Annotated in this window: 13 protein-coding genes; 7 read left to right on the top strand and 6 right to left on the bottom strand. The window is 39.3% G+C overall.

Annotation, left to right across the window (positions count from 1 at the left end; translation table 11 throughout):
* Window positions 1-34: 34 nt before the first annotated feature.
* The 3 genes from gldE to mutY form a co-directional block, all read right to left on the bottom strand.
* On the bottom strand, window positions 35-1381 hold the full coding sequence (gldE, locus tag IPK31_10065) for a gliding motility-associated protein GldE (GenBank protein MBK8088255.1): 1347 nt from the start codon (window positions 1379-1381) through the stop codon (window positions 35-37).
* 65 nt (window positions 1382-1446) lie between these two features.
* Window positions 1447-1878 (bottom strand): single-stranded DNA-binding protein, encoded by a 432-nt coding sequence (ssb, locus tag IPK31_10060; GenBank protein ID MBK8088254.1) that lies wholly within the window; start codon window positions 1876-1878, stop codon window positions 1447-1449.
* A gap of 94 nt (window positions 1879-1972) precedes the next feature.
* The gene (gene mutY, locus IPK31_10055) at window positions 1973-3058 is read right to left on the bottom strand and encodes an A/G-specific adenine glycosylase (GenBank protein MBK8088253.1); all 1086 of its coding nucleotides are present in this window, start codon (window positions 3056-3058) and stop codon (window positions 1973-1975) included.
* Between the two features lie 185 nt (window positions 3059-3243).
* On the opposite strand from mutY, the gene IPK31_10050 reads away from it, so the two are divergent.
* The 3 genes from IPK31_10050 (at window position 3244) to IPK31_10040 (ending at window position 6321) form a co-directional block, all read left to right on the top strand.
* Entirely contained in the window at window positions 3244-3534 is a 291-nt protein-coding gene (locus tag IPK31_10050) for an integration host factor subunit beta (protein MBK8088252.1), read from the top strand.
* A gap of 100 nt (window positions 3535-3634) precedes the next feature.
* Window positions 3635-4486 carry a tetratricopeptide repeat protein gene (locus tag IPK31_10045; GenBank protein MBK8088251.1) on the top strand — a complete coding sequence of 284 codons (852 nt, stop codon included), beginning with the start codon at window positions 3635-3637 and terminating at the stop codon, window positions 4484-4486.
* Between the two features lie 287 nt (window positions 4487-4773).
* Window positions 4774-6321, top strand: coding sequence for an Rne/Rng family ribonuclease (locus IPK31_10040; GenBank protein ID MBK8088250.1), 1548 nt, complete (start codon window positions 4774-4776; stop codon window positions 6319-6321).
* Window positions 6322-6362: 41 nt separating this feature from the next.
* On the opposite strand, the gene IPK31_10035 is transcribed toward IPK31_10040, so the two are convergent.
* Entirely contained in the window at window positions 6363-6743 is a 381-nt protein-coding gene (locus tag IPK31_10035) for a RidA family protein (GenBank protein ID MBK8088249.1), read from the bottom strand.
* 202 nt (window positions 6744-6945) lie between these two features.
* Here IPK31_10035 and IPK31_10030 point away from each other — a divergent pair, with 202 nt between their 5' ends.
* From IPK31_10030 to IPK31_10015, 4 genes are all read left to right on the top strand, one after another.
* The gene (locus IPK31_10030; protein ID MBK8088248.1) at window positions 6946-7575 is read left to right on the top strand and encodes a hypothetical protein; all 630 of its coding nucleotides are present in this window, start codon (window positions 6946-6948) and stop codon (window positions 7573-7575) included.
* A 1-nt stretch (window position 7576) separates the two neighbouring features.
* Window positions 7577-8263, top strand: coding sequence for a tRNA (adenosine(37)-N6)-threonylcarbamoyltransferase complex dimerization subunit type 1 TsaB (gene tsaB / locus IPK31_10025; protein ID MBK8088247.1), 687 nt, complete (start codon window positions 7577-7579; stop codon window positions 8261-8263).
* Between the two features lie 106 nt (window positions 8264-8369).
* Window positions 8370-8699 carry a helix-turn-helix transcriptional regulator gene (locus tag IPK31_10020; protein ID MBK8088246.1) on the top strand — a complete coding sequence of 110 codons (330 nt, stop codon included), beginning with the start codon at window positions 8370-8372 and terminating at the stop codon, window positions 8697-8699.
* Window positions 8700-8773: 74 nt separating this feature from the next.
* Window positions 8774-10180, top strand: a complete 1407-nt coding sequence (locus IPK31_10015) for an MBL fold metallo-hydrolase (protein ID MBK8088245.1) — start codon at window positions 8774-8776, stop codon at window positions 10178-10180.
* Between the two features lie 16 nt (window positions 10181-10196).
* Here IPK31_10015 and IPK31_10010 read toward each other — a convergent pair whose 3' ends face one another.
* On the bottom strand, window positions 10197-11102 hold the full coding sequence (locus IPK31_10010) for a lysophospholipid acyltransferase family protein (GenBank protein MBK8088244.1): 906 nt from the start codon (window positions 11100-11102) through the stop codon (window positions 10197-10199).
* Between the two features lie 14 nt (window positions 11103-11116).
* Entirely contained in the window at window positions 11117-12718 is a 1602-nt protein-coding gene (gene nadB / locus IPK31_10005; GenBank protein ID MBK8088243.1) for an L-aspartate oxidase, read from the bottom strand.
* Window positions 12719-12891: the final 173 nt, after the last annotated feature.

Here is a 12891-nt window from a genome sequence, read left to right as displayed (position 1 = left end):
GAAATAAGAAATACGAAGCTGGTATGGTTTCATCTTATTCAATTCCGGGTTTAATAGTCACTTTTACTTTTTCAATACGGTTGCGGCTTACTTCCTGTATCATAAACTGGAAATCGCCTGTTTCAATTACATCAGCAACTCTTGGCAAACGTTCAGCCAATTCCAGTATTAATCCAGCCAGTGATTCACTCTCACCTCTTACGCCGTCAAATGTATCAGAAGGAAGGTTCATTGTACGGCAAACATCATTGATCATTGTTTTTCCTTCAAAGATGTAATTGCGGTCATCAATCTTTTTATTGATGATTTCTTCATCATCAAACTCATCTTTTATTTCACCAATGATTTCCTCTAATACATCTTCCATCGTAACAATACCGCTTGTTCCGCCAAATTCATCAACTACCACTGCAAAGTGAATCCGCTTTTGCTGAAACTCTTTCAGCAGATCATCAATCAGTTTTTGTTCCGGCACAAAAAATGGTGTTCGCATCAGTTGCTGCCAGTGAAACCCGTCAGCATCATTGATATGCTGCAGCAAATCTTTTGTTTGCAGTATACCAACCACTTCATCCATATTATTTTTATATACAGGTAAACGGCTGTAATGCAATTCCTGTATACGGTTTACCACATCTGTAAAAGAAGAGCTGTATTCAATACCACTTACATCTAATCTTGAACGCATGATCTGTTTAACAGTGATGCTGCTGAAATTCTGTATGCCTTTTAGGATCTGTTTTTCTTCATCGGTTGCTTCTTCTTCACTCATCAGGTCAATGGCATAATCCAGTTCGTCATTTTTAAACGATGCTGTTTGATATTTAGTTAACCGTTTTTCAATACTGTCGCTGTAGCCTGCAAGCCAACTGCCGGTTGATTTAAAAATGGGATACACAATTGTTTCCACCCACCAGCTGGCGAAATAAGCAAAGAATACATTGTTTTGTGATACCCATATTTTGGGCAGTATTTCACAAAACAAAATGATCAGAGAAGTTATGGCAGCAGCTTTTAACAAAAGCTCTACCCAGAATAGTTTATGCTGAAGCGCAAGTGCTTCATCAATTAAAAAATTTGTGAGAAAAATAATACAGAGATTGAAAATAATATTGGCAGCCAGTAAACTCGCCAGCAATACTTTGGGTTCTTCCAGCAGGTTAACAATTCTTTTCGCTGATGATTCCTGTCTTGTTTTGATCATGTTAAGATCTTTATACTTCAGATAAAAGAAAGCAACCTCTGCGCCACTTACCACAAAAGAAAGAAATAGGAAAACAAGAAACAGGATTACCATTAAGGTAAGCCCCTGACTGTTAATTGCCAGTAAATAGGGTTTCAGTGAAAGTAAAAATAAACTGTAGATCGGTTGGTAATCCAAAACATTGGGATTTAATGAACAATTGCTGACTACACCCGCAAAAATAGGGATAGCAGGGGTATTTCTTAAAAAGGTAAATCTTCGCTGGGTTCACCAATTGGCGGAAGATCTTCGCCATGATATCCTCCAATTTGCTCAGGGCCTTCGTGACGGCTTGTTCCATCAGTCCTTTTATCAAGCATAATCAGGTTATCACCTACCACTTCAGTTGCATATTTTTTTGCGCCTTCTTTATCTTCCCAGCTCCTGGTTTTCAGTCTACCCTCAATGTAAACAAGGCTGCATTTGTGCAGATATTTCTGAGCAAGTTCGGCCAAACCCCGCCACAACACCACTGTATGCCATTCGGTTTGACTCACTAATTTTCCTGTACGGTCCTTAAATGTTTCTGTTGTTGCAAGTGGAAATTTTGCTACAGCAATATTTCCTTCCAGTACCTGTACATCCGGATCTTTTCCGAGATTTCCAATCAGCATTACACGGTTAACTCCTCTCATACAAATAAATTTAATTTCTGAATGAGTTTAATAACACAAACTCTTAGCCATCTTTCCTTCTAAATTACGTTTTTTGCTTAACTGTTGCATCATTCTATCCAAATAATTCAAGAACCTTTGCCTTCAGAAAATCATTCAGAATTTTAGAGAATGGCAAATATTCAATCTCCTTCCCCGTTTTCCATCCCCAACTGTTCTTCGTCTTTCCTTTACCGTTGATTGTTATCAAAACAGCATTTGCATAAATTGTTTGATGGCTCAGTTGCTGTTTTACAGGTTTTGTGGCTGAAATAACTTTACATGTTTGATTGATCCCTTTCTCACTTAGCCAGCCTGCAACATCTTTTTTTACTGCCTGTTTCCACAGTTTTTCAGTTTGATATTCAGCGTTGGGAAATTCATATAAGTTGGCCCATACATCTTTTGCAGTTCTTTTCTGTACAGCAAATTTTCCATTCTGTTCAAGTATATAAAACAGGAACCATCTGCTTCTTTGCTTCACCTGTTTTTCTTTTACGGGGAAATCAGCAACGCTGTTTGTCTGAAAAGCAACACATTTCTTTTTCATAACACAGGTGCCGCACTCAGGTAAATCAGGCTTGCACACAGTAGCGCCAAAATCCATAATGGCCTGGTTATATTCAGCAGGTTCTTTTGTGCTTAAACAATTCTGTGCCAGATGCTGAAATATCTTTTTACCTGCTGTTGAATCAGTGGGCTGATCAATCCCAAAAAAACGGCTCAGCACACGAAATACATTTCCATCAACAACTGCATAGGACAAACCGAAACCGAATGAAGAAATAGCAGCTGCGGTATATGGTCCTACTCCTTTCAGTTCAAGAATTGATTCATAAGTATCAGGGAAATTCCCATTCAGATCAAATACAATTTTCCGTGCTGTTGCATGCAGGTTCCGGCAGCGGTTGTAATAACCCAGGCCCTCCCATAATTTATACACTTCTTCTAGTGGGGCATTGGCCAGTTTTTGAATAGTGGGATATTTTTTTACAAAGCGTTCATAGTATTTCAACCCCTGCCCTGCTCTCGTTTGCTGAAGTATAATTTCACTGAGCCAGATATAGTACACATCCTTCTCCCCTTTCCAGGGAAGTTGGCGGGTATTGATGGTTTTATGCCAGTTAAGTAAGTGCTGTTGAAAGTATTTTTCAGGATCCATAAATCAGTCAGCAAAAAAACAGGTTTTAAGCGGGGCGGCCAATTAAATGATTAGTTCCGGCAGATAGAATCGTTGTTTATTCATTATCAACCAGTTATTTCAATAATTTTAGCCAATAATTTCGGATTTTAAAAATATTTCATGATCTTAGACAAACAATAGTCAGAACCATAAAATTTTTCAGAATGAGAAAAGCAGATCTGGTGAATCAAATTTCAGAAAAAACGGGGATTCCAAAGGTTGATGTACTTGTTACGCTTGAAACCATGTTTAAAGAAGTAAAAGATTCTTTATCAGCCGGGCAGAACATTTATATCAGGGGTTTTGGAAGCTTCATAACCAAAAAAAGAGCAGCCAAGATTGGACGGAATATCAAGCGAAATACAGCTGTTCACATTCCTGAACATTATATTCCGGCTTTTAAACCAGCCAAAGAATTTGTACAGGAAGTGAAAAGCCAGTTTAAGGGAAGTTAAATACAATACTTCTGCCATTTAATGGCTGCCTTCCTTTAGCTTTGCAGTTCAATTTTCCAGAAAAGTGAACAGGCAACAAATTATTTATGTAACTGCTGCAATCACAGCAGTTTTTCTTTTATTCTTTTTTGGACGTACAGTTCCAAAGAAAGAAGATAACCACGATCATAAACCTGCGGCGGCAACCCCTCCACAAGCTCAAACAGAGACGCTTGACTTTACAACCATGCTGGGGTTAGCTAAAAAGAGACTGACTCCTTCCCAACTGCAAAAAGTAACAGAATGGGAAAACTCAGTGGTAAGAGGCGACGTAAAAAATCAACAGATCCAGGTTTACAAAAAGCTGTCAGCCTTCTGGATGGATTCAATTGGAGCCTTTGTTCCCTACGCAAAATATCTTGCAGAATCTGCTAAGTTGGAAAATTCGGAGAAAAACCTCACCTTTGCTGCCCATTTGTTTTTAGGAGAACTTCAAACCGTACAGGAACAACCCTTAAAAGTTTGGATGGCCAAAGAGGCAAAGGAGTTATTTGAAAAGGCTTTAGAACTGAATTCCGGTAACGATTCCACCAAAATCGGCCTTGGCAGTACTTATTTCTTTGGAGCTGCCGGCAATGAGCCGCCAATGAAAGGAATTGGGTTGATACGGGAAGCAGTAGAAAAAGATCCTAATAATGCATTTGCACATTATATGCTTGGAGTTGGTTCTTTTGTAAGCGGGCAATGGCCAAAGGCAATTGAACGTTTTGAAAAAGTATTGACACTTGAACCGCAAAATCTGGAAGCCATGATACGGCTGGCAGATGCTTACGAGCAGAATGGAGATAAGAAAAATGCAAAAAAATGGTTCCTGCAGTTTGCGCAAACAGTTAAAGAACTGGAAGCACAAAAGAAATTTCGCAGTAACCCGGAAATGATGAAGCAGATAGAAGAACACATTAAGATATTATAAACCTGATTTTTAACGAACGTAAATCTGATTTAATATGCCTTGCGGAAAGAAAAGAAAGCGTCATAAAATTGCTACGCACAAACGTAAAAAACGTCTTAGAAAGAACCGTCATAAGAAGAAGAATAAATAATCTTCTTAATTGAACGGAGTCCCGCTATAACGGGACTCTGCTTCGCTATGGCCAATACAGAAATCAGTCTGCTTGCTTGTATACTCATGCTGTATATGGTTTATTCCTTCCTGATCAGGTGAAGTAAGAATGGTTCAATTATCTAAAGACGTAACAAGTGAACAAGGAACTGATCATTAATTCTGCTCCAACCGGGGTGGAAATTGCATTGTTAGAAGACAAAAAACTTGTAGAGCTGCATCAGGAAAGTCATGATGCCAGCTTTACTGTTGGTGATTTGTACCTGGGTAAAGTAAAAAAGCTTGTCCCTGGTATGAATGCTGCATTTGTAGACGTTGGTTTTGAAAAAGACGGCTTCCTGCATTACACCGACTTAAGTCCCTATGTACGTTCTATCTTAAAATTTACTGCTCAATCTGTAAGTGATAAAAGTGAAGGCATTCCTGATTTTGGTAAGTTCCAAACAGAAGCTGAAATTATCAAAACAGGAAAGATCAGCGAAGTACTGAATGGCAAACCCAATGTACTGGTGCAGATTTTGAAGGAGCCCATTGCAGCCAAAGGCCCACGCCTCAGCTGCGAAATTTCATTACCCGGCCGATTTGTTGTACTTACTCCTTTCAATGATATAGTAGCTGTTTCCCGCAAAATTCATTCAAGCGATGAAAGAAAGCGTTTGCAGAAAATTGTGGAAGCCATCAAAACAAAAAACTTTGGTGTAATTGTAAGAACCGCTGCTGAGGGAAAGAATACCGCTGAATTGCATGAAGATCTCAACAACCTCATCAACATGTGGCAGCAGATTCAGCACAATCTGAAAAATGCTGTTCCCCCTGCAAAAATTCTTGGCGAAACAGATAAAACTACCAGCATTCTCCGTGATTTATTAAATGCCGATTTCAACCGTATAGTTGTAAATGATAAAAACATTTACAATGATGCACTGGCTTATATTCAAAAAGTATCTCCCGAAAAAGCTGATATCATCAGTTTTTACCAGAATGGATCTCCCATCTTCGACAGTTTTGGTGTTACCAAACAGGTGAAAGGATCTTTTGGAAAAACAGTGAATCTTGCAAGTGGTGCTTATCTGATAGTTGAACATACAGAAGCACTTCATGTAATTGATGTAAACAGCGGTTACAAAAGTGTAAGTACCAACCAGGAAGAGAATGCGCTGCAAACCAACCTGGAAGCTGCTGAAGAAATTGCACGACAACTTCGTTTAAGAGATCTGGGTGGAATTATTGTTTGCGACTTTATTGATATGAAGTTGCCCGATAACAAACGCCGCCTTGCTGAAGCAGTTGAAGAGTTCATGCGTGCCGACAGGGCGAAACATGCTATTCTTCCGATTTCGAAGTTCGGGTTGATGCAGATTACAAGGCAGCGAATGAAGCCCGAGGTAAACATCAACACACAGGAAGTTTGCCCAAGCTGTAATGGTACAGGTAAGGTTTCATCAGCATTAATACTGGAAGATGAAATAGAAAAAAACCTCAGTTACCTGGTAATGCAGAAACACAATGGCCTCACCATTTCTGTTCATCCGATTATGGAAGCCTATTTGAGAAAAGGATTACCATCAAGAAGAATGAAATGGAGCTGGAAATACAAACAAAAGATCAAGGTGAAAGCAAATACATCTTATCATCTTACCGAATATCATTTCTTCGATAATCATGAAGAAGAAATAAAACTCTAAAGAAAAAAGGTTGATCAATTGATCAACCTTTTTTTATTGATTTACATTGCCGCAATCATGCTGATTTCCACATTAACATTTTTGGGTAATCCCTTTACAGCAATTGTTTCACGGGCAGGAAATGCACCACTGAAATACTTGCCATAGATTTCATTCACATCACTGAACAGGTTCATATCACTCAGGAAGATGGTTGTTTTTACAATATTGCTGAAATCTAATCCTGCTTCTGTAAGAATAGCTTTCAGGTTATTCATCACCTGGTGAGTTTCTGTCTGAATGTCCGGATTATTGAGATCACTGCTTCCCGGTTTAATACAAATTTGCCCGGAGATAAATACAAAGCCTCCGGCAGCTACTGCCTGATTATATGGACCGATAGGTGCAGGTGCCTGAGCGGTTTCAATGATTTTCTTTTCCATGATACCGCAAACATAGTTTTTTAGAAGTAAGAAAAAAATCCTGTTTCGGTTTTCAGCTCTGTAAATTTGCGGGGCATGAAATATCCATAAAAATTAGCTCCCTGCCCGACTCTGTCAATTCAGGCAGGGAGCTAATTTATACAAACAGCGATGATAATTTTTTTGGATATACTATGTGGCCAAAAGGTAATAAAATGAACACATGAAAATTCTCATCATTTGCAGCAACCCTGTTTCCTCCTTATTCGGAAAAAAAATCCCGTTTGAAGGCACAGAATCTGTATTTGCAAAAGAAATTCCTGCAGCAGGTTTAACCGGCTTTGATTGTTTGATAGATCTTGAATTTGAAGAATATCCAGAACGGATCAGCCATTATAGATCAACTTCCATCCCGGTGTTGATTGGATCAGTAGTTCATACATTGAAAGAATTACAGGCCGAACAATTTTCCATTGCCCGTTTCAACCACTGGCCTTTGTTCATCAGCAGAAATTGTATTGAATTTTCATCTCAACAGCAGCAACTGTTTCAGGATTTATTCAATCAATGGCAGGTTCCTTTTTATGAAACTGCCGATGTACCCGGTTTTGTTAGTGCAAGAACAGTAAGTATGATTGTGAACGAAGCATTCATGGCCAATCAGGAAAATGTTTCAACGATCAGTGAAATTAATACTGCCATGAAACTAGGCACGAATTATCCGCTTGGTCCTTTTGAATGGTGCAATAAACTTGGGGAAGAACGGATCATTCAGCTATTGCAAAAACTTGCTGAACAGGATAACCGTTATCAACCGGCAGAATCTTTACTTTCTTACAAAGCAAATCACTGATATGGCACTGCTTCTTTGTATTGATACATCCACTACTCATGCATCTGTTGCCCTGGTCAGAGATGAAGAAGTACTTTGTATAAAAGTGAACCAACAGCAAAAAGATCATGCATCCTTTTTGCAGCCTGCCATAAAAGAAATCATGTTTGAATCCAAACTCAACTTGACCGATGTAAAGGCAATAGCGGTTACTTCCGGCCCGGGTTCTTATACAGGTTTACGGGTTGGTTTTTCTTCAGCCAAAGGATTGTGTTATGCATTACAAATACCATTGATTGCAATTTCTACAACTGAAGTTATGAGTGCAGCAGCTTTGCAACTGATCAATCAGCTAACAGAGAAACCAGCCACTTTCTTTCTTTGCCCAATGATTGATGCCCGGCGGATGGAAGTATTTACAGCTGTTTACTCATCCGAACTCAAAGAAACAACCGCAAACACCGCTTTGATTCTTGACCCTGAATCATTTTCTGAACTTCTTCAAAAATCTCCTGTTTACTTTTTTGGCAATGGTGCTGATAAATGGAAAAATATCTGTCCGCATCCGAATGCCCGCTTCATTGATGTGTTATGGAATGCTAAAGACATGATCCATCCGGCAAATACATGCTTCAATAACAGCAGTTTTACATCGCTTGCCTATTCCGTACCCGATTACGGAAAGGACTTTCATACAAATGCGAAATAAAGTATATCCTCTGCAACTGATATAATATCAATTTTTTGTTTTATTTTTAACCGCTAATCAGAGTTGAAATAATAATACCTACCCAAACCCAAAATTTACTCTGAACATGGCTTCCATTTTAAAGAAAAAAGAAACCGATTCTGCCGAACTCAAGATTGATTACCACGCTGTAAAAAAGGCTGCTCTCATCTTACGGTCGATTAACCACAAACTCAGACAGCAAATTGTGCAGCTGATTAATGAACATGGTCAAATGACTGTTACAGAGATCTACATCAAACTCCGGTTAGAACAATCTGTTGCATCACAACATCTTGCAATCCTGCGTAAAACGCAAATTGTAAAAACTACCCGGGAGGGAAAGTTCATCCATTACAGCATTAATCACGACCGGCTCACAGAAATTGACAAGTTTGTGGCTGATATGCTGCACTAAGTGTCCCTTTCAACCTTCAACAAAACAGCAATTTAGCTGCAGAAACGTATTTTTGCATCCAAGAAACAATGCACATGTACGTACAGCAACTATATACCAACTGTTTGAGTGAAGCGGCTTATTATATTGAAAGTAATGGAGAATGCGCTATTATCGACCCATTGCGTGATGTAGAAGTGTATCTCAACCTGGCTAAAGAGCGGAATGCGGTCATCAAATATATTTTTGAAACACATTTTCATGCCGATTTTGTAAGTGGTCATCTTGATCTTGCCAAGCAATCAAACGCACCCATCGTTTATGGACCTGAAACAGAAACCACCTTTCCCGTATATGTGGCGAAGGATGGCGAACAATTTAAAATAGGTGCCCTTACTATTGAAGTATTGCATACTCCCGGACATACATTTGAAAGCTCCTGCTATTTGCTGAAAGATGAACAAGGTAAAGACAGTGCTGTATTTACAGGTGATACACTGTTTGTAGGTGATGTTGGAAGACCGGATCTTGCACAGGGTGGTGATATATCTGTGTCTGATCTCGCAGGCCTGATGTATGAATCATTGCAAAAGAAGATCATGCCGCTTGCTGATGATGTGATTGTTTACCCGGCCCATGGACCTGGCAGCTCCTGCGGAAAAAGTATGGGACCGGAAACATCCAGTACAATTGGCAAACAGAAACAAAGTAATTATGCCTTGCAGCAGCAATCAAAAGAAGATTTTATTAAAGCTGTTACCGATGGGTTGGAAGCACCTCCTGCCTATTTTCCTATCAACGCAAAAATCAATAAGGAAGGTTATGGTGCATTAGATGCTGTTTTGAAAACAGGATTAACCGAATTGAGCGTTGATGCATTTAAAGAACTTGCTGAACAGGACAAAACACTGATACTTGATACAAGGAATGCAAATCTGTTCACACAGGGCTTTGTTCCGGGCTCAATCAGTATTGGTTTGGAAGGAAGATTTGCCGAATGGGCCGGTGGCCTGTTACCATTTGATGAACATATTTTACTTGTTTGCGATGAAGGCAAAGAAGAAGAAACCATCATCCGTTTGGCAAGAGTGGGCTTTGATAAAGTAAAGGGTTATTTAAAAGGTGGTTTTGAAGCATGGCAGAAGGCAGGTGAAACAGTTGACCTGATCATTGATGTGGAAGCGGATGAACTGGCGATGGATTATCCGCATGATGATAACTTAGTTGTTGTAGATGTTCGGAAAGAAACAGAGTTTGCAGATGGTCATGTAAAAGATGCTGTGAATCTGCCATTAAATGAAATGAATGATCTTGGATTGATAGCAAATATTGAAGAAAGGGATAATCTCTATGTGCATTGTGCCGGAGGTTACAGAAGTGTAATTGCATCTTCATTGCTGAAGCGGCATGGATTTCATAATATCCGCAATGTAATTGGTGGATTTGAAAAAATTAAAGAACAGAAGATTCCTGTGGTGAAAGAAGCAAGTGCACTGAATTAATTTTGATTGAAGTAACTTATTTTGCTGCAGGCATTGCTTCTTCATCAACCCACAAAGCATGGTACTCATCTTTCCAGTTGTGTTTCCAGCGGCGGTGGCTCCATAAATAAAGCTCAGGCTGCAGCCTGATATTTTCTTCGAGGTGTCTTACATACTGCCTCATCAGTTCGCCATCAGGTAATGCTTTGGGATCTTCTGCCAGCATAAAATAATCAAAATGATAATGGCCCCGCTTGGGTTTTGTTGTTGTCATCATTACTACAGGAACGCCCTGTATGCGTGCAAATTTTTCTGAACCTTTTACAAATGGAGCCGGACGATTCATAAAATTAAGCCAGTATCCGCTTTCAGGTGCAGGACTTTGATCAGATCCCAATGCAAGCAGGTATTGTTTTTTCCTCCAGGGAATAATAGCCCTTGCCATGTCAGTTGATGGCAACTGCGGATTACCCCAACGGCTGCGTACATAAAGAATCAACCGGTTCATGATCTTATTGCTCTGCGGCAGATACACAGTAAGAAAAGTATATGGCTGATTGATGCCTGTATGCAGGGTCATAATTTCCCAGTTAAAAAAATGACCAAGGTTTACCTGTACAGCTTTGCCGCTGTTATACAATTGATGAAATACTTCAAAGTTTCCACTGATCCGTTTGTTCAATGATTGCTTGCTGATGGAAATGAGTTTGATCGTTTCTATCCAGTTGTCAATAAAGTTGCGGTAGAATTTCTTTGCAATGGATTTTAAGTCTTCTTCCGTTTTTTCAGGGAAAGCATATCGAAGGTTTGTCATCACAACTTCTTTACGATAGCCAACAACATAATAGGTAAGCACAAAAAGAAATCTGCAATGCCATATAAAATAAAAAATGGCAGCAGTGAAATCAGGTAAAAAATTCTGAATACCAGGTAATACATACATGATAAAGATAATAACTACAATACAATGTTTTGTAACAACTCACTCTTATTTGGATAATCGGTATTGAAATGAAGCCCCCTGCTTTCTTTACGGAATCCGGCACCTTTCGTTATTAAATATCCAACAGTGATCATATTTCTCAGTTCCATTATCTGCGGTGAAATGATTGTACTGCGATACAGATTTTCTGTTTCTTCCCATAACAAATCCAGTCTGCGCATGGCTCTCTGCAAACGGATATCGTTACGAACAATACCTACATAGTCGCTCATAACCTGCTGCAGTTCTTTTAAACTTTGTGTAATAAGGATCATCTCTTTCGGATAACTTGTTCCCCTTGCATTCCATTCAGGCAAAGAAGGCTGCTCAACATTCATTAATTTAATCTTCTCAACTGCATCCATAAAACTGCGGTGTGCAAATACCATTGCTTCCAGCAATGAATTACTTGCTAAACGGTTGGCACCATGCAAACCCGTGCTTGCACATTCACCTGCTGCATATAAATTTTTAATCGATGTTCTTCCCCACTCATCTGTTTTAATTCCGCCACAACTGTAATGCGCTGCAGGCGCAACAGGAATCATATGCTGTGCAACATCAATTCCAAGGCTTTTACATTTTTCATAAATGTTCGGGAAGTGATGAATAAATTTTTCCTGATCCATATGTTTGCAATCGAGCCACACATGTTCTGTACCGTTGATCTTCATTTCACTGTCAATGGCTCTTGCAACAATATCACGGGGAGCAAGATCTTTCCGTTCATCGTACCGCTCCATAAATGCTTCGCCTTTATGATTACGCAGAATACCACCATCACCACGTACCGCTTCAGTAATTAAAAATGCCTGCCCTTTTTGTCCGGCCTGGTACAAAGCTGTTGGATGAAACTGAATGAACTCCATATTTTCAATCCGTCCTTTTGCACGGTACATCATGGCTACACCATCACCACTTGCAATAGAAGGATTTGTTGTGGTTCGGTACACCTGACCATTACCACCTGTTGCCAGCATCGTAATCTTCGATTGAATGATTTCAATCTGGTTCGTTTGTAAATTCAGTGCATATACTCCATAACATTGTACATCGGGTGTTGATTTGGTAATTAAGAAACCAAAATGATGCTGTGTAATGATGTCAACAATAAAATAATGATTCACAAACTGAATATTTTTGCTTCTGCGGATGGTTTCAATCAACGCTCTTTCCATCTCTGCACCTGTTACATCTTTGTGATGAAGGATGCGGTTTTCACTATGTCCCCCTTCTTTCCCTAAGGAAAAATCCCCTTCTGCATCTTTATCAAATTTTGCACCCCATTCAATAATTTCGTTTACACGAAGCGTTCCTTCTTTCACAACAATCTCTACAATTTCTTCATTACACAATCCGTCGCCTGCAATAATTGTGTCTTCAATATGCTTGGCAAAACTATCATTATCCAGATCGTTAACCACCGCAATGCCGCCCTGGGCGTACTTTGTATTGGTTTCGTCTGAACTTGATTTTGTTACCACCAGTACTTTTTTATCAGGACATGCTTCAGCAATTTTAATTGCATAAGTTAACCCTGCAATTCCTGAACCTATAACGAGAATGTCTGTTTGCATACGATTTTCTTGAGACTCAAAATTAACGATACCGTCACAAGCAGGTTAAAAAATTATGATTACCTGAAAATGGTATTGACAAAGGTTAAAAATGATTATACTTTTATACTCGCTATTAGCTAACAGCCCCCAACTCCCGTTTTAACACCAGTGTTTATCTGACTCCCTTGATT

Source organism: Chitinophagaceae bacterium (assembly GCA_016713085.1).
In the GTDB taxonomy this organism is placed as follows: domain Bacteria; phylum Bacteroidota; class Bacteroidia; order Chitinophagales; family Chitinophagaceae; genus Lacibacter.
The sequence above is the reverse complement of the archived record's forward strand: the minus strand, read 5'-3'. Positions and strand labels throughout refer to the sequence as shown.

Bases quoted from the DNA above. Each gene is read 5' to 3' on its own strand.
- ssb (MBK8088254.1), bottom strand. From the start codon at position 1,878: ATGAGAGGAGTTAACCGTGTAATGCTGATTGGAAATCTCGGAAAAGAT.
- mutY (MBK8088253.1), bottom strand. From the start codon at position 3,058: ATGGATCCTGAAAAATACTTTCAACAGCACTTACTTAACTGGCATAAA.
- IPK31_10050 (MBK8088252.1), top strand. From the start codon at position 3,244: ATGAGAAAAGCAGATCTGGTGAATCAAATTTCAGAAAAAACGGGGATT.
- IPK31_10035 (MBK8088249.1), bottom strand. From the start codon at position 6,743: ATGGAAAAGAAAATCATTGAAACCGCTCAGGCACCTGCACCTATCGGT.
- IPK31_10030 (MBK8088248.1), top strand. From the start codon at position 6,946: ATGAAAATTCTCATCATTTGCAGCAACCCTGTTTCCTCCTTATTCGGA.
- tsaB (MBK8088247.1), top strand. From the start codon at position 7,577: ATGGCACTGCTTCTTTGTATTGATACATCCACTACTCATGCATCTGTT.
- IPK31_10020 (MBK8088246.1), top strand. From the start codon at position 8,370: ATGGCTTCCATTTTAAAGAAAAAAGAAACCGATTCTGCCGAACTCAAG.
- IPK31_10015 (MBK8088245.1), top strand. From the start codon at position 8,774: ATGTACGTACAGCAACTATATACCAACTGTTTGAGTGAAGCGGCTTAT.
- IPK31_10010 (MBK8088244.1), bottom strand. From the start codon at position 11,102: ATGTATGTATTACCTGGTATTCAGAATTTTTTACCTGATTTCACTGCT.
- nadB (MBK8088243.1), bottom strand. From the start codon at position 12,718: ATGCAAACAGACATTCTCGTTATAGGTTCAGGAATTGCAGGGTTAACT.